The following is a 15,873-nucleotide window of genomic DNA, read 5'->3' on the forward strand; positions in this document are numbered from 1 at the left end:
ACCACCTAATGCTGCTGCAGGATCGAGTCGACGTGTCCACTCGCTGTCTTGAGCAGCGCCGGGATGTCGGCGTTCTGCCTGGTCAGTGCTGCCTGCACCACCGGGTCGAGAGCGGCGTACACATCCTGCGATCCGACCGGCGGCTCGGGAACCAGTTTGAGCTTGGCGGTGCCGTCGACGTACGGCTGGAAGTGTGCGGTGGTGACGTTGACGTACGGCTTGATGGCCGCGTCGACCTTGGCCACGACGGACTGGTCGTAGATCGGCAGTCCGGGGACACCGACCGGCAGCTTGTCGGCCGCATTCGCCTTCGCCTGCGCGGCGGCGATGTCAGGATCGTAGGCGGGCTTGAGGTACTGGAACTCCATCCACTTCACCGCGGCGGCGCGCTGGTCCGCCGTAGCCTTCGCGCTGACCATCAGCACGGTGCCGCCAATCAGCGTGGCGTTGCCTGCGCCCTGCGGCAATGCGGCCGCTCCGAAGTCCTCGGCCTTGCCCTTGTAGAGCGACAGATAGCTGCCGTACGCCGAGGGGCCGTTGATCTGCATGCCGATCTTGCCGGCCGCGAACTGAGGTGCGATGTCCTCGGACTTGCGCAGCATGTTCGTGCCGAGCGAGTTGTCCTCGAACCGCATCGCGTGCAGCAGATTGAGCGCTTGGGCGGTGGCGTCGCCGTCGGTGAACCCGGCCGCCTGCTTGTCGCCGTTCTGCTTCTCGATCGTGCCGCCGTTGGCGTACGTCATCGCGGTCAGGTGCCAGCCGCCGCCGTTGTTGATCGACATCGGGGCGTAACCGATCTGGCCGGTGCGGTCGTGGATCTGCTTGGCGTCGGCACGGAACTCGTCCCAGGTCGCCGGTGGCTTGTCCGGGTCGAGGCCGGCCGCGGCGAACAGTTTGCGGTTGTACAGCAGGCCGAGCGCGTACATCGACTCCGGCAGGCCGTAGATCTTGCCGTCCCGGCTCAGGGTGTCCATGATCCGCGGGTCCAGGGCGGCGTACTCCGGCAGTGCCTTGGCCTCGGCGCTGATGTCGGCGACCTGCTTGCGGTCGATCAGGCCGGGCGGCTCGGTGAGTGGGATCTCGAGCACCGTCTCGGCGCGGCCGCCGGCCATCTTGGCGGCGAAGGTCTGGACGTCCCAGGGCGCGTCGGACGGCTCGATGTGGATGGTCGGATTGGCCTTCTCGAACTCGGCGACCCGGTCCAGGAACGCCTGCCGGGTGGCGGCCTTGGTCGCCGGTGGCAGGCCCATGACGGAGATCGTCACCTTGCCGTCGCCCGAGCCTCCCGAGCCGGAATCGCCGGACTTGCCGCAACCGGCCAGGCCGGTGCCGAGGGCAACGACCAGGGTGCCGGCGGCCAGCCGGCCGAATGTTGTGTTGACGCGCATCAGATGCCTCCGTGCTGAGTGCGGATGACGGGCGGCTGTCGCGCGGACGGAATCATCGGGCTGCGCCACCATGGTAACGTACTACCATACATGTGACGGTCCAGGGAAGCTTCCGGCCGGCGACGGCCTACAGATCGAAGCGGGTCAAGGTCACTCGCGTGTGCCATTCCTCGCCAGCGGGGAGCAGCGGTGTCGCGGCCAGATCGTCGTCGGGCAGCACGTTGGACGGCTCGACTCCCACGACGTACGCGCGCCCGAACCAGGGGAACTCGCGGATGCGGTGAACCTCCTGCCACAGCCAGGCGTGCGGCAGCACCGCCGAGTCCCAGCTCAGCCGTACGCCGAACCCGACCGTCGGGCTGCTGATCGAAACCCAGGCGTCGTCGAAGCCGGTCAGTCCGGCGAAGAACGAGCGCTGGTCGTCGGGGCCTGGGATCACCTGGAGGTCTGCGATCTCGTCGTACCCGTCGGCCACGACCAGGTGCCGGGCGCTGGTTTCGAGCCGGCAGTGGCCGTCGAGGAACGGAGCGCCGAAGCCTGCGTGCTGGACGCACATGACGGGCACCGTCACGGGCGAGGTGTTCCGGATGTGGTCGGTGACCACGAGCGTCATGCCGTCCAGAACGATCTCCCGAACGAGGCGCAGCGGCGCCGTGACCAGGTCGACGGTCAGCCGGGCGCTGTCCGGCGTACTCTCCTCGACGGCCCAGCCGACCAGTGCGGCCTCGCCGTGGAATCCGCGTCGTACGCCGCCGTGCTCGCGCTCCGGTCCGGCGTTGGGCACCAGCAACTGCCAGCCGCCGGGATACCGAGCCAGCCAGTCGACCTGGCTGTCTCCCGTCGCCGTGATGGTCGCCGGGTCGCGCCAACCCCACGGTGTGCGAAACAGTACGTCGACGCCTGTCCGGCGGTCGATCACCGAGTAGATGTCCGCGCCCTTGCCGGGCAGCACGACCACCTCGAGGTGCTCGTTGCGCAGGACCAGGGTGGCGTCGGGTGGTGGTTCAGTCATCGGCTATCCCTTGAACGGCACGGTCGGCAGGCCGGTCGTGCCGAGGTTGCTGACGATCAGTACCGAGCCGTCGAGAGTGGGGTCGGCAAGCCCTGCGCGGGCCGATGTCACACACAGCAGGTCCAGGTCCGGACCGGCGAAGGCGCACGAGCTCGGCTGAACTACTGGCACCGGCAATGTGCTGAGCACCTCGCCGTCCGCAGTCATCCGGATCAGTCTCCCTCCACCCCACAACGCGATCCACAGGCAGCCGGCGGCATCGACACACAAGCCGTCGGGAACGTCATCGTGGCTGAATTGGTGCACCAGGCGCCGGCGGGTGAGTCCGTCGTCGACCACGTCGAAGGCGCTGATCTCCTGCTCGGCGGAGTCGACGAGATAGAACGTTCTGCCGTCCAGACTCCAGTCGAGGCCGTTCGGCTGAGTCAGCCCGTCGAGTACGACGTGCGTGGACCAGCCGGCGTCGAGTAGATGTAGTGCGCCCTTGCCGGGGGCGAAGTCCATCGCAGTACTCCCCGCCCAGAACCGGCCGCGGCGATCGCACTTGGCATCGTTCATCCGGATGCCCTCGCCGAGGATGTGCCGCCGTACCACCAAGCTGTCGTCGACCTCGGCGAAACCCTCGGTGACGGCGGCGACGAAACCACCCGTAGTGCGGGGAGCCGCAGCGCCGACGAGCGTCGGCACGGTGACGGTGGTCGTCGCGCCGGAGTCCAGATCGCTGGTGTGGATCTGCCCGGCGAGGATGTCGACCCAGTGCAGTCGATTCGCAGTCGCGTCCCACACGGGGCCTTCACCGACGCGGGCGTTTGCTCGAACTGCGACCCGCATGGTCGCGCCGCCCAGTTCCGCAGGTTGTCGCACAACTAGAATGCTTGCATACAAGTATCTCAGTGCCTAGAGTGTTTCCCCGACCCGTCGACCCTAGGTGGCATGCATGGATCGCTTCGCCGACCGCTGCGCCCTCGTCACCGGTGCCGGCTCCGGCATCGGCCAGCAGATCACCCAGCAACTGCTCGACGAAGGCGCCCGGGTCGTGGGTGCCGACCTCGATCCGGCCGGTGTGCCGGAGGGTGCGATCGCGCTACGAGCCGACGTGAGTGACGAGGCCGAGGTGCGTGAGCTGGTCCGGGCCGCGGGTGCGGAGCTGGGCCGGATCGATGCCCTGTTCAACAATGCCGGCATCGGCTCGACGACGAACGTGCTGGAGTCGACGGTCGACGAGTGGGACCGCGTCTTCGCGGTCAACGTGCGTGGGGTCTTCCTCTGCACCAAGGAGGTTCTGCCGCAGATGCTCTCGCGCGGTGGCGGCGTCATCGTCAACACCGCATCGGTCGCCGGAATGATCGGCCTGCGCGATCGTGCGTCGTACTGCGCCAGTAAAGGTGCGGTGATCGCGCTGACCAAGCAGATCGCCGTGCAGTGGGCTGGTGACGGGATCCGGTGCAACTGCGTCTGCCCCGGGACCGTCGACTCGCCATGGGTCGCGCGACTGACCGCGAGCGCGCCCGATCCGGCGGCCCGCCGGGAGGAGCTGATTGCGCGGCAGCCGCTCGGCCGGCTGGGCCGGACCGACGAGGTCGCGGCGGCTGCGTTGTATCTGGCCAGTGACGACGCGGCGTTCGTGACCGGTACGGCGCTGGTCATCGACGGCGGCATTGTCGCGGCATGACACTGACGGACGGGCTGTCCGTCGACACGGTGGCCGGCTATCTGCGTGATCGTCGCGTCATCGGTTCCGCGCCGGTCGTTGCCGAGCCGCTCCTGGGAGGGGTGTCGAACGAGGTGCTGGCCGTCACCGGCGACGGGGTCGACCTGGTCGTCAAGCAGGCGTTGTCCAGGCTGCGGGTCGAGCAGGAGTGGAATGCGGACCCGCGCCGCATCCTCACCGAGGCGGCTGCGCTGCTGATCGCCGCGAAGATCCGGCCGGACGACGTACCGACAGTCCTCGATGTGGACAGGTCAGCGATGACTCTGACGCTCGGACGGGCGGATCGGTCGTTGCGGAACTGGAAGGACGACCTGCTGGCGGGGACGATCGACCGGCGTACGGGCGAACGGTTGGCGGCCGCGTTGGCGGCGTGGCACACTGCGACCGCGGGTCAGCCGCAGTTGTGCGACGAGTTCGGCACCGCCGGCTTCGTCGAGCTGCGGATCGATCCGTTCCACCGGGTTGTCGCCCGGCGGCACCCGACCCTCGCGGCGCGGATCGACGAACTCGCCGACAGCCTGTTGACCGAGCGGTTGTGCCTGGTCCACGGTGACTTCTCGCCGAAGAACGTGCTTGCTGCCGGCAACAAGGTCTGTGTGCTCGACTGGGAGGTCGCACACTACGGCGACCCGGTGTTCGATCTCGCGTTCCTGCAGGCCCATCTCCTTCTGAAGGCGGTCCATCGCCCGGCCGATCGAGCTGCTTACAGATCCCTGGCGATCGGCTTCCTGGAGGAGTACGGCGCGTTGGTCGATCCTGTGTTGCGCCGACCCGATGACTACCTCGCTGCTCAGACGGCGTGCCTGCTGCTCGCGCGGGTGGACGGCAAGTCGCCGGCGGCGTACCTGACTCCATCGGAACGCGACCGGGTTCGTGACCTCGCGGTTGATGCGCTGACCCGACGGCCGAGCATTGTTGAGCTGTGGGACGGTGTCGATGGCTGACCGGCGGATCGCGGGCGTGTATGCCTGGGAGGCGTTCGACTCGAGGGGCAATCCGACCGTTGGTTGTGAGGTCGTGCTCTCCGACGGTGCGAGTGGCAGTGCGACCGTGCCGAGCGGGGCGTCGACCGGCGCGCACGAGGCGGTCGAGTTGCGCGACGGCGGGACGCGGTACGGCGGCAAGGGTGTGGCCAGTGCGGTCACGAATGTGACCGGTCCACTCGCTGCGGCAGTCACGGGCATTGACGCCGGCGATCAGCGCCGGGTCGACGCGGCGCTGCGGGAGGCCGACGGCACGACCGACCTCAGCCGTCTCGGGGCCAATGCGGTGCTGGGTGTGTCGTTGTCGGCGGCGATCGCGTATGCGAGTTCGATCCGGCAGCCGCTGCACGCCGCGGTCGCCGAAGGGGACGACGTACCGCTGTTGCCTATGCCGATGGTCAACATCCTGTCCGGCGGTGCACATGCTGATGGTGCGCTCGATATCCAGGACGTGCTCGTCGTACCGGTCGGTGCCGAGTCGTTCCGCGAAGCCATCGAGTGGGCTTGGCGGGTGCGTCGCGGCACGGTCGAGGCCGCGGAGGCGCGCGGACTGCCCGCACATCTGGTCGCGGACGAGGGCGGTCTTGGTCTGCGCCTTGGTGGCAACCGGGATGCGTTAGAGCTGGTTGCCGAGGGCATTGACCGCTCCGGCCTGCGAAGCGGTGACGAGGCCGCGATCGCTATCGACGTCGCCGCCAGCACGTTCGCTGAAGACGGCGGCTATGAGCTGCGTACGGAGGGGCGTCGGCTGACCGCAGATGAGCTGGTCTCGGCGCTCGCCGGGTGGGTGGCGGACTTTCCGATCGTCTCGCTCGAGGATGTGCTGGGGGAGGACGACTGGGACGGCTGGCGTCAGGCCGGTAAGAGGCTCGGCGGTGTCCAGTTGCTGGGTGACGACCTGTTCGTGACGAACACCGCACGGCTGAGGCGAGGCGTCGACGAGCAGATCGCCAACGCCGTACTGGTCAAGCCGAACCAGGTCGGAACGCTCAGCGATGCCCTGGACGTCGTCCGCCTCGCCCAGCACTCCGGCTACGCCACCGTGCTGTCGGCCAGGTCCGGCGACACCGAGGACCACTGGCTGGCCGATCTCGCCGTCGGCTGGCGAACCGGCCAGATCAAGGTCGGCTCGACCACCCGCTCCGAGCGAACCGCCAAGTGGAACCGCCTACTGAGAATCGAGGCCGGCCCCGCTCCCACCACCTTCGCCACCTGGTGATCGATGGTTCGGGGCCGGCCCACATCAGCCCTTGACGGCGCCTGAAGTCATGCCGGCGACTATTTGGCGGTTGAAGAAGAGGAACATGATCAGGGGCGGGATCGTGATCAGCAGGATGTCCATGAACAGCAGGTTGTACTGCGTGCTGAACTGGCTGGAGAAGTTGTAGAGGGTCAGCTGCACGGTCGCGTTCTTGTCGCCGGGCAGGAAGTACAGCGGGTTCACGAAGTCGTTGAACACGTTGACCGACTGGATCACCACGACGGTGACGATGACGGACTTGAGCAGCGGGAAGATCACCCCGAAGAACAACCGCAGCGGTCCCGCGCCGTCGATGATCGCGGCCTCGTCGAGCTCACGGGGAATGGTCGCGACGAAGGCCCGGAACAGCAGGATGCAGAACGACAACCCGAACGCGATCTCGATCAGGATCAGCCCCGGCATGGTCCGGAACAGTCCGAGCTTCTGCAGCACCCAGATCGTCGGTACGACGGCCGGCGGGATGATCAGGCCGGACAGCACCAGGAAGTTGATGAACGGGTTCCACCGGCTCTTGCGGCGTTGCAGCACGAAGCCGGCCATCGCCGCCAGCACCACCATGCCGGCCACACTGGTCACGGTCAGGATCGTGCTGTTGATGTAGGCGATCACCAGCATGTAGTCGCGGGCCTTGACCACCTCGACGAAGTTCTGCGCGAACCGGAACTGGTGTGGCCAGGCGAAGCTGAGGTCGGCGGCCTGCTGCCGGTCCTTCACCGCGGTCAGCACCATGAATGCGAACGGGATGATGAACACCACGATCGAGGACACGATCGCGACCGCGCTGAGCAGGTAGCTCCGGCCGGGCCGGTGGTTGACGAGTTCGGCGGTACTCACATGTCCACCTCCTTCCGGTTCAGGAACAGGTTCAGCGGCAGGATGATCGCGGTAACGAGCAGGAACAGGATCACGTTCCCGGCCGTGGACAGACCGTAGAACCCCGCCTGGTACTGCTTGTAGATCACCGACGAGATCACGTCCGAGGTGAACCCGGGGCCGCCGCGTGTCATCGCCCAGATCAGCTCGAACGACCGCAGGCCGCCGATCAGCGACAAGATGATGACGGTGACGGTGGCCGGCTTGCACAGCGGCAGCACGATCCGGCGGAACGTCTCGAACGACCCGGCGCCGTCCACCCGGGCGGCCTCCATGTACTCACGCGGGATCGACACGATCCCGGCGATGTAGATCAGCGTCGCCAGTCCGACGCCCTTCCAGACGTCCACGGCGGCGATCGACAGCAGGGCCCACTTCGGGTCGGTCAGCCAGCCGGGTCCCTGGATGCCGATCACCCCGAGCGCGCCGTTGATGATGCCGCGCTCGGGATTCATCATCACCTGGAACATCAGGCCGACGCCGATCGTGCTGACCAGCACCGGGAAGAACACGACCGAGCGCAGATACCCGCGGCCGACGATCCTGGACGTCAGCAGGACGGCGAGCAGCAGACCGAGGACGACCTTCGCCCCGGACGTCACCGCGCCGTAGATCAGCGTGTTGGTGAAGCCCTTGACCAGAGCGGGCTCCTGGAAGAACGTGACGAAGTTCTCGAACCCGATGAACTTCGACTCGAACAGGCTCCACCGGGTCAGGCTGTAGTAGAAGGACGCGAACGTCGGGACGAGGAACAAGATGCTGTAGAGCACCGCGGTCGGTAGGTAGAACCAGAACTTGTACGGCGTGTAGGCCTTCCCCCCGGCCGCGGGTGCGGCCGGGGCTGCCTTGGTTCCGGCCCGAGGCCGGGTCGAGGAGGTGATGGCCACGGACCTCACCAACCTGCCAGTCCGAGTTGCTGCGCCTGCTTCTTCACATCCTCGTCGTACCGCGCCGCGCCGTCCTTCGCCTTACGGATGCCGGATCCGACCTCGACGGTGATCTGCTCGAGCGAGGGGCCCTTCACCGGTGACACGAACTCCAGCGCCAGGCTGGAAGCGCCGTCCTTGTCGAGGTACGGCTGCATGTCCTTGATCGACTGCGGTACGTCGGACCCCAGCTGGCAGCCCTTGATGGCGTACGGCCCGGTCGGCACACCCGCGCTGGCCAGGGACTTGCAGCCGTCGGGGCTGGCCACGAAGGCGAGGAACTTCTTCGCCGCCTCGAGCTTGTCACCGGTCGTAGTGGTCGGGATGTAGATGCCACCCGGCGTCCACACGGTCAGCCCGTTCTTGCTCGCGTCGTCACCAGGCAGCGCGAACAGCCCGACGTCCTTGGCCGCGTTCGGGTTGGTCGCGATCATGTCGTTGACCACCCCGGACAGGATCGGGTAGTGCGCACCCTTGCCGGTGGCAAGCATCTTCAGGCCGTCCGGCAGCTTCGCCGAGGCGAAGTCCTTGTTCTCGTAGCCGAGGTCGTGGACCTGCTCGGTGTGCTCGAATCCCTTCAGCGCGGCCGGCGAGGTCGCGTACTTCGCCTGGTTCTTCGTGTACTTGTCGGCGAAGTCCGGCTCGACGGCGGCCACGTTGTGGAAGTCGCCGAGGACGAACAGCTGCGACGTCCAGGTCTCGCCGTACGTCTGGATCACCGGCGCGACCCCGCCCCCGGCGGCCTTGATCTTGGCGTTGTTCGCCATGAACTCCGCCCAGGTCTTCGGCACCTGCAGCCCGAGCTTGGTATAGATCGGGATGTTGTACAGGACGGCTCCGCCCATGAACCCGCCGGACGGCACGCCGTAGACCTTGTCGCCCGACGTCACCGTCTTGGTGAAGTTCTCGTCCAGGTCGCCGATGTAGGACTGGTCGCTGATCGGGACGAGGTTCTTCTCCGGCGCGATCGCCTGGAACAGCGACCCGGTGTTGTAGGCGAAGACATCGGTCATGTCGCCGGTGGACAGCCGGGTCTTGACGATGTTGTCGCCCTCGCTACCGGCCGGCCTGGTCTCCAGGTTGACGGTGATACCAGGGTTCTTGGCCGTGAAGTCCTTGGTGAGCTGCGTGGCGTCCTTGAGATCCTGGTCCTGATTGCCGATCAGGTAGGTGATCTCGACCGAGGTGGCCCCCGCATCGTCACTGGAACCGAGACTGCCCGCGCTGCACGCGGTCAGTGCGAGCGAGCAGGCCGCGACGACGGCCAGTCCTCTCGTGCCTGGGCGGAACGTCATCATGACCTCCAAGGGATGTTTCATCAGGGCATCTGCAGCGGGGCGGAGTCGTCCAGGTGGTTGGTCAGTTGTTGTCGAGAAGGGTTTCGAGCCGGGCCTGAAGTGCTTCGGCGCGGGGGGAGAAGCCGCGCGGGCTAATGGCTTCGACCAGTTGGGTCGCGGGCTGGTCGAGGTACCGCTCCAGCCGGCCGGCCAGTTCGGCGTCGTCGGTGACGACCTCGTTCTCCCGGGCCGCCGCGGAGATCTCGTCCCAGCTCGGCTCGTGGTCCATCAGTTGCCGGATGCTCGCATCCGCGGGCAGTGCCGGCATTGCGGCGTACGTGTCGTCGCCGGTCCACTCGTGGGTCCCGTGGCCGACCTCGACCTGCTCGTCCGCACCGGGTACGGCGACCTGTGCGCGGGCGCCGACCGGGACGGTGACTGTCAGCGTGATCCGGCCGTCGGCTCGCGTCCACGAGACCGCGGCCTCGCCGTACGGGGTGAGGTGCTTGGCGGAGACGCTCGTGAGGTGCGAGGAGAACAGCGGGCGTACCACGATCGTCCGGTACCCCGGATCGCCCGGGGCAAGACCCGCGACCCGGCGGTGCATCCAGTCGGCGACGGCACCGAGGGCGTAGTGGTTGAACGAGGTCATCTGGCCGGGGTTGATGCTGCCGTCGGGCAACATGCTGTCCCAGCGTTCCCAGACCGTCGTGGCTCCCATCGTCACTGCGTACAGCCAAGAGGGGCAGCCTGTCTGTAGCAGGAGGCGGTACGCGAGGTCAGGATGTCCGGAATCGGCCAGTGCGTCGGCCATCAGCGGCGTACCGACGAATCCGGTGCTGATCCGGAAGCCCGACGTACGGACGAGGTCGGCGAGACGTTCGCCGGCACGTTGACGCTGTGCGTCCGTGGGCAGCAGAGCCCACTGCAGGGCTAGTGCGTACGTCGTTGCCGCGTCGCTCAGTACGCGACCGCCTTCGGTGGCGTACTCCGCTGCGAACGACTGCCGGACCCGTGCGGCCAGGTCGGCATACTCGCCGGCCAGGTCCGAGTCACCGACAACCTCCGCGGCCTTGGCAACGACCTCGGCCGAGCGGGCCAGGTGTGCGGTGGCGATGACGTCGGGGTCGGCCTTCGCCCGGAACGGGTTGTCCGGCGGCGCGGTCGGGTCGAGCCAGTCGCCGAACTGGAAGCCGCCGGACCAGAGCAGGTCACTGCCGGCCAGGTTCGCCATTTTGTCGACCCAGGCACGCATGCTCGGCAACTGGCGGGCCAGCAGACCCGCGTCGCCGGTGCGCTCGTAGATCACCCACGGCACGATCGTTGCCGCGTCACCCCATGCGGCCGTGGCCGGGCCGTTGTGCTTGAGCACGTCCGGGATCACGAACGGCACCGAGCCGTCCTTCTGCTGCTCGGCGGCCAGGTCGGCCAGCCAGTTGGTGAGGAAGCCGGCGGTGTCGAACAGGAAACTCGCGGTGGGGGAGAAGACCTGGATGTCACCGGTCCAGCCGAGCCGCTCGTCGCGCTGCGGGCAGTCGGTCGGTACGTCGACGAAGTTGCCGCGCATGCCCCAGACGACGTTCTCGTGGAAGCGGTTGAGCAGCTTGTGCGACGAGTCGAACCAGCCGGTGCGGCGCAGGTCCGAGCCCACGACGACAGCCTCGAGGTCGTCGAGCCGGAGTTCACTGACGCCGGTGACCTCGGCGTACCGGAAGCCGTGGAAGGTGAGCGGCGAGTCGAGCGTGACTGCGTCCGGCCCGGCCAGGACGTACGAGTCGGTGGCCTTCGCGGTCCGCAGTGGGCGTACGCCGAGCTCGCCGTTCTCGAGGACCTCGGCGTGCCGCAGGACGATCTCGTCACCGGCCGTGCCGCCGCGGACCTTGAGGCGGATCCGGCCGACGACGTTCTGGCCGAAGTCGACCAGCGTCTTGCCCGTCGGCGAGCTCGTGATCTCGACCGCGGGCACGATCTCGGTGATGCGGACCGGCGGGCCGTCGGGTGCGACCAGGAGGTTGAGGTCGGCGTCGAGTACGTCGACTGCGCTGGCGTCGCCGGGCGTCCGACGGAGGTCCGTGCGCTGGCCGTCGTACAGATCGTCGGCGACGACGGCGCTTTCGCGGGCGGTCCAGGTGTCGTCGCTGCCGAACGTGTGAACCTGCCCGTCCTCGGTCGTGACCTCGAGCTGGGCGAGTACGGCGAGACGGTCGCCGTACAGGGAGTTCTGGCCGTGGAAACCGAGCCGGCCGCGGTACCAGCCGTTTCCGACCAGGAACTCGAGGCGGTTCTCGCCGGACCGCACCAGGCTGGTCACGTCGTAGGTCTGATAGCGGAGCCGCTGCTGGTACGCCGTCCAGCCCGGGGCCAGCTCCTCGTCGCCGACACGTTCGCCATTGAGCTCCGGCAGGTAGATGCCCTGCGCGGTGGCGTAGAGGCGGGCCTTGACGATGCCGTCGGGCAGCTCGGCGACGCCGCTCAGCAGGGGAGCGGGGGAGCCGTAGCTGTTGCCTCGCGGGCTGACGAAGCGCGCGCTCCAGTCGGCCGACGTGAGCAAACCGGCCTCGACCGTCGCGGCCTCGCTCCAGTCGCTCCACTCGTCGTTCCCACGCACTCGCACCCGGACCTGCGCCGACTGCCGCGCCGCGAGCGGGTCACCGGGCCACGGGACCAGCACCTGGTCGGGGGACTGGACCGTGTACACCTGCGCCGAGCCGGTGGTGATCTCGACCTCGTACGCCGTCTGCGCGTACGCGGCGTCCGCGGTCGGGATCTGCCACGACAGCCGTGGGGTCGCCGTACCGATGCCCAGCACGGAGCCGGCGTCGGTGCGGTGCTCGAAACGGAGGAAGGTGGGTGCGGCGAGGTTCGACATAAGACTCCAACCGGCGAGTGAAACGATTCATTGGGTGCTGTGGCGAAGCGGCTCGCTGCGTTACGGATTGATGGCGGAGAGGTTTCGCCTGTCCCCCGATCCTGCGACCGATCGCCGCCGGGGGCTAGCCCGGAGTGCACTCGCGCTAGCACAAAATGCACCTTGGCCCGTATCGTGAGGCATGGCCGACGAGCCAGTGAGGACCAAAGGGACACTGCTGCACTTCGTCGAAGGGACGATCGTGCACGCAGGTCCGCATGTGCACGAGGACTGCCATCCACTGCACACGCACAGCTTCTTCGAGCTGGCGTTGGTGACAGGCGGTGAAGGGGTTCACCACAGCCAGGCCGGGCGTCAGGACCTGCGCGTCGGCGACGTGGTGGTGCTGCGACCGGGCGTGTGGCACGAGTACGAGCGATGCCGTTCGCTCGAGGTCTACAACTGCTGCTTCTCGGCCGACCTGGTTCAGCGCGAACTGGCCTGGACGCGCGAGGATCCCTTGCTGGGTTATCTGTTGTGGACTGGACCTTTCTCCGCGCAGCGACGTGGAGTGCTGAGCACGCACCTCGACGACGAGACACTCGCCGAGGCGCTCGGTCATCTGGACGGCCTGCGGCAGCTACGCAACCAGTCGATGCGCCGGCATCGCGGTGATCTGATCGGGTGGCTGTCGCTGTACCTGAGTTGTGTCGCGCGGACCGTCGGCGAACGCGACGAGCTCGGCCGGCAGACGCATCCCGCCGTACTGGCTGCGATGCGGATGATGGAGGCGGAGCCGGCGCGGCCGTGGACGCTGACCGATCTGGCGCAGGAGTTGCACCTGGCGCCGGGGTATCTGGTCCGGTTGTTCAAGTCCGCGACCGGGATGCCGCCGATGGCGTACCTGTCCCGGCATCGGGTCGAGCTCGCGGCCGTTCAACTGCTGCACACGGACCTGCCGATCGCCCGGATCGGTGAGGCGGTCGGGTGGCCGGATCAGAATTACTTCGCCCGGCGGTTCAAGTCCCACTACGGCCTCAGCGCAAGCACGTATCGGCAACGTTTCAATCAGCCGAGGCTCACGCATTCCTTGCGCTGATCAGGAGGTCGAGGCCGTCGAGGATGCGGGCGAGACCGAACTCGAGTCCCTGGTTCTCCTGACCGCTCGGGGTGTGCAGTGCGGCGACGAGGCTCGGGAACCGGTCCGCCTCGGCGGCGAGGATCCCGGCGAAGGCAGCGGTGAAGGACTCCTCGGTGAGACCTTGCCGGCCGCCGGGCATGGTGGCGGTCTGCAGAGCGATGGTGCGGATGTGGCCGGACAGGACCAGGATCGAGTCGAGTTGCTCAGTGCCGTTCAGGCCGGAGTCGGTCAGGGCCTGCACGCCCCGATCGAGCCAGGCGGCCTCGTTCGGCCCGACGGGGCGGCGTCCGACGGTGGACAGCAGTAGCCACGGATGGCGGTTGAAGCCGTCGAACAGGTCCATCGACCACGCGTGCAACGCCTCGCGCCAGGACAGCCCGGGATGCTCGGGTGGTTCGCCCATGGCCAGGTCGCTCATCACCGCGACCAGCTCGGTCTTGCCGGGCACGTAGCGATAGAGCGCCATTTTGGTGACCGGCAGGTCGTCGGCCACGCGCTGCATGGAGACCGCGTCGAGGCCCTCGGCATCCGCGATCCGGATCGCCGCCTCCGCGATACCGGTCAGCGTCATCGCCGGTTTCGGCCCGCGGCTCGGCGGCTGCTGCCGCCCCCAGAGGAGTTCCGTCATCGCCTTCCTTCCCAAAGCGCTTGAACTGTGTCTACCATACACTTTACTGTGTCCGACGGACACAGTTAACGATGATGGAGGCAGACAGATGAAGGTTCTGGTGTCGGGTGCGAGCGTCGCGGGCCCGTCGGTGGCGCTCTGGCTGGGCCGGTCCGGTCACGAGGTGACCGTGGTCGAGGTCGCGCCGGCGTTGCGGCAGGGTGGGTACGCCGTGGACTTCCGCGGTGAGGTGAACAAGGTCGTCCTGGACAAGATGGGCGTGCTGCCAGATCTGCGGGCGCTGCAGACCGGCGGCACCGCGATGCGGTTCGTCGACGAGGACGGCCGGCAGTTGATGCGGATGCCGGAGGAGTTCGCCGGCGGCGAGCTCGAAGTACTGCGGGCCGACCTGTCCCGGGTGTTCTACGAGCACAGCCGCGGACAGGCGTCGTACCGGTTCGGTGACTCGATCGCGAGCCTGCGCGAGCATTCGGGCGGGGTCGATGTGCGGTTCGAGAGTGGATTGGAGGAGACGTACGACGTGGTCGTGGGGGCGGACGGCATGCACTCGGTCGTACGGCGGCTCGCGTTCGCGCCGGAGCAGGTGACCGAGCGGCATCTCGGTTACTACGTTGCCGGGTGGGAGGCGCCGAACACGATGGGGATCAGCGGCGACGCACTGCAGTACAACGTGCCCGGGAAGCTGGCGAGCGTCGGTGCGGACCGGCGTGACCCGGCGCTGGTGCAGACGCTGTTCGTCTTCAAGTCACCGCAGCTCAGCTACCACCGGCGCAACCTGGACGAGCAGAAGGCCATCGTCCGCGAGCACTTCGAGGACGTCGGCTGGCACGTACCGTGGATGCTCGACGCGTTGCCCGCGGCAACGGAGCTGTACTTCGACTCGATCAGCCGGGTGCACGTGGACAGCTGGTCGACCGGCCGGGTGGTGCTGCTCGGCGACGCTGGGTACGGCGCGACGTTCGGTGCGCTGGGCACAAGTACGGCGGTGATCGGCGCGTACGTGCTGGCGGGGGAGCTGGCAGAGTCTCGCGGCGACTACCGAGCGGCGTTCTCGCGGTACGAAGCGCGGCTGCGGAAGGCGGTGCAGACCACGCAGGACGGCAGCCGGACCGGTCAGTTCCTTGCCCCGGCGACGCAGCTCGGGATCACTGCGCGAAACAGGATTCTGAACACGAAGTTCTTCATGAACCAGATGCTCAAGATGGCTCAGAAGATCAGCAACCTGATCGATCTGCCGGCGTACCCGGTGCTCGATCAGGGCAGCAGCGGCAGCCTCGCCAGGAACCTCTCCCAGGGGTCCGGGAACCAGCCAGGCACGCCCAGGACCGCCAGGTAGAGCCAGATCGCGATCAGTACGCAGATGAACAGCGCGATGGTGCCGAGCATCTTCAGCCAGGCCGGCTGCTTACCGGTCCAGGCGGTGAGCGCCTTGACCCAGTCCTTGACCTTGTAAAGCACCCGCTGGGCCCACTCGAACTCGCTCGCGAGTACGGCGAGACCCGCGATGAACAAGGGGATCCCGCCCGGTCCCGGCAACCATCCGGTCAGCGGCGCGGCGATGAGCAGCAACCCGCCGACCACGCCCACGCCGATCCGGTAGACGAGATGCTTCGTCGGGTTCGCCCGGATGCGCCGCCGCCACTCCCACCGGTCGTCGTCAGCGTCCAGCGTGATGTTGTGATCAGTGCGGTCGGGAGTCTTCTGCTCGGCCACAGACCCAGCCTACGTGGTGGGAGGTGCCGGGACGGCGCAGCTGCGACCTGGGGCAAGCGATTGCGCGAACCGGGCGGCGAGAGATCAACCGTTCGAAGTCGTGACATTGCGA

At 67.6% G+C, this 15,873-nt stretch carries 14 protein-coding genes; 5 read left to right on the top strand and 9 right to left on the bottom strand.

Annotation, left to right across the window (positions count from 1 at the left end; all coding sequences use genetic code 11):
* Positions 1-5: 5 nt before the first annotated feature.
* The 3 genes from E0H73_RS17920 to E0H73_RS17930 all read right to left on the bottom strand — a co-directional run bounded on the left by E0H73_RS17920 (position 6) and on the right by E0H73_RS17930 (position 3,264).
* Positions 6-1,388, bottom strand: a complete 1,383-nt coding sequence (locus tag E0H73_RS17920) for an ABC transporter substrate-binding protein (protein WP_165555733.1) — start codon at positions 1,386-1,388, stop codon at positions 6-8.
* Positions 1,389-1,515: 127 nt separating this feature from the next.
* Positions 1,516-2,400 (bottom strand): DUF4432 family protein, encoded by an 885-nt coding sequence (locus tag E0H73_RS17925; RefSeq protein ID WP_131357234.1) that lies wholly within the window; start codon positions 2,398-2,400, stop codon positions 1,516-1,518.
* A gap of 3 nt (positions 2,401-2,403) precedes the next feature.
* Positions 2,404-3,264: an SMP-30/gluconolactonase/LRE family protein gene (locus E0H73_RS17930; protein WP_131357237.1), complete on the bottom strand. Its 861-nt coding sequence runs from the start codon at positions 3,262-3,264 to the stop codon at positions 2,404-2,406.
* A gap of 73 nt (positions 3,265-3,337) precedes the next feature.
* On the opposite strand from E0H73_RS17930, the gene E0H73_RS17935 reads away from it, so the two are divergent.
* The 3 genes from E0H73_RS17935 to eno are packed head-to-tail and all read left to right on the top strand — an operon-like array spanning position 3,338 to position 6,313.
* Positions 3,338-4,072: an SDR family NAD(P)-dependent oxidoreductase gene (locus E0H73_RS17935; RefSeq protein WP_131357240.1), complete on the top strand. Its 735-nt coding sequence runs from the start codon at positions 3,338-3,340 to the stop codon at positions 4,070-4,072.
* Entirely contained in the window at positions 4,069-5,055 is a 987-nt protein-coding gene (locus E0H73_RS17940; protein WP_131357242.1) for a phosphotransferase, read from the top strand. Before E0H73_RS17935 ends, E0H73_RS17940 begins: the two co-directional genes overlap by 4 nt.
* On the top strand, positions 5,048-6,313 hold the full coding sequence (eno, locus tag E0H73_RS17945; RefSeq protein ID WP_131357245.1) for a phosphopyruvate hydratase: 1,266 nt from the start codon (positions 5,048-5,050) through the stop codon (positions 6,311-6,313). The genes E0H73_RS17940 and eno overlap by 8 nt, the downstream gene beginning before the upstream one ends.
* 24 nt (positions 6,314-6,337) lie before the next feature.
* Here eno and E0H73_RS17950 read toward each other — a convergent pair whose 3' ends face one another.
* Genes E0H73_RS17950 through E0H73_RS17965 form a run of 4 tightly spaced genes read right to left on the bottom strand, consistent with a single transcriptional unit; the run spans position 6,338 to position 12,300 of the window.
* Entirely contained in the window at positions 6,338-7,189 is an 852-nt protein-coding gene (locus E0H73_RS17950; protein ID WP_131357248.1) for a carbohydrate ABC transporter permease, read from the bottom strand.
* On the bottom strand, positions 7,186-8,115 hold the full coding sequence (locus E0H73_RS17955) for a carbohydrate ABC transporter permease (RefSeq protein ID WP_238164061.1): 930 nt from the start codon (positions 8,113-8,115) through the stop codon (positions 7,186-7,188). The genes E0H73_RS17950 and E0H73_RS17955 overlap by 4 nt, the downstream gene beginning before the upstream one ends.
* Positions 8,116-8,120: 5 nt before the next feature.
* Positions 8,121-9,473 carry an ABC transporter substrate-binding protein gene (locus E0H73_RS17960; RefSeq protein ID WP_238164062.1) on the bottom strand — a complete coding sequence of 451 codons (1,353 nt, stop codon included), beginning with the start codon at positions 9,471-9,473 and terminating at the stop codon, positions 8,121-8,123.
* 40 nt (positions 9,474-9,513) lie between these two features.
* Positions 9,514-12,300 (bottom strand): family 78 glycoside hydrolase catalytic domain, encoded by a 2,787-nt coding sequence (locus E0H73_RS17965; RefSeq protein ID WP_131357254.1) that lies wholly within the window; start codon positions 12,298-12,300, stop codon positions 9,514-9,516.
* 181 nt (positions 12,301-12,481) lie between these two features.
* Between E0H73_RS17965 and E0H73_RS17970 the strand changes: the two genes are divergently transcribed.
* The gene (locus E0H73_RS17970) at positions 12,482-13,378 is read left to right on the top strand and encodes an AraC family transcriptional regulator (protein WP_131357257.1); all 897 of its coding nucleotides are present in this window, start codon (positions 12,482-12,484) and stop codon (positions 13,376-13,378) included.
* On the opposite strand, the gene E0H73_RS17975 is transcribed toward E0H73_RS17970, so the two are convergent.
* On the bottom strand, positions 13,359-14,048 hold the full coding sequence (locus E0H73_RS17975) for a TetR/AcrR family transcriptional regulator (RefSeq protein WP_131357260.1): 690 nt from the start codon (positions 14,046-14,048) through the stop codon (positions 13,359-13,361). The two genes, E0H73_RS17970 and E0H73_RS17975, sit on opposite strands and share 20 nt — an antisense overlap.
* An 88-nt stretch (positions 14,049-14,136) precedes the next feature.
* Here E0H73_RS17975 and E0H73_RS17980 point away from each other — a divergent pair, with 88 nt between their 5' ends.
* Complete coding sequence (locus E0H73_RS17980) at positions 14,137-15,384, top strand: FAD-dependent monooxygenase (protein ID WP_131357263.1); 1,248 nt, start codon at positions 14,137-14,139, stop codon at positions 15,382-15,384.
* On the opposite strand, the gene E0H73_RS17985 is transcribed toward E0H73_RS17980, so the two are convergent.
* Positions 15,303-15,761: a PGPGW domain-containing protein gene (locus E0H73_RS17985; RefSeq protein WP_131357266.1), complete on the bottom strand. Its 459-nt coding sequence runs from the start codon at positions 15,759-15,761 to the stop codon at positions 15,303-15,305. The two genes, E0H73_RS17980 and E0H73_RS17985, sit on opposite strands and share 82 nt — an antisense overlap.
* Positions 15,762-15,873: the final 112 nt, after the last annotated feature.

It is taken from the genome of Kribbella pittospori (genome assembly GCF_004331465.1).
Taxonomy (GTDB): domain Bacteria; phylum Actinomycetota; class Actinomycetes; order Propionibacteriales; family Kribbellaceae; genus Kribbella; species Kribbella pittospori.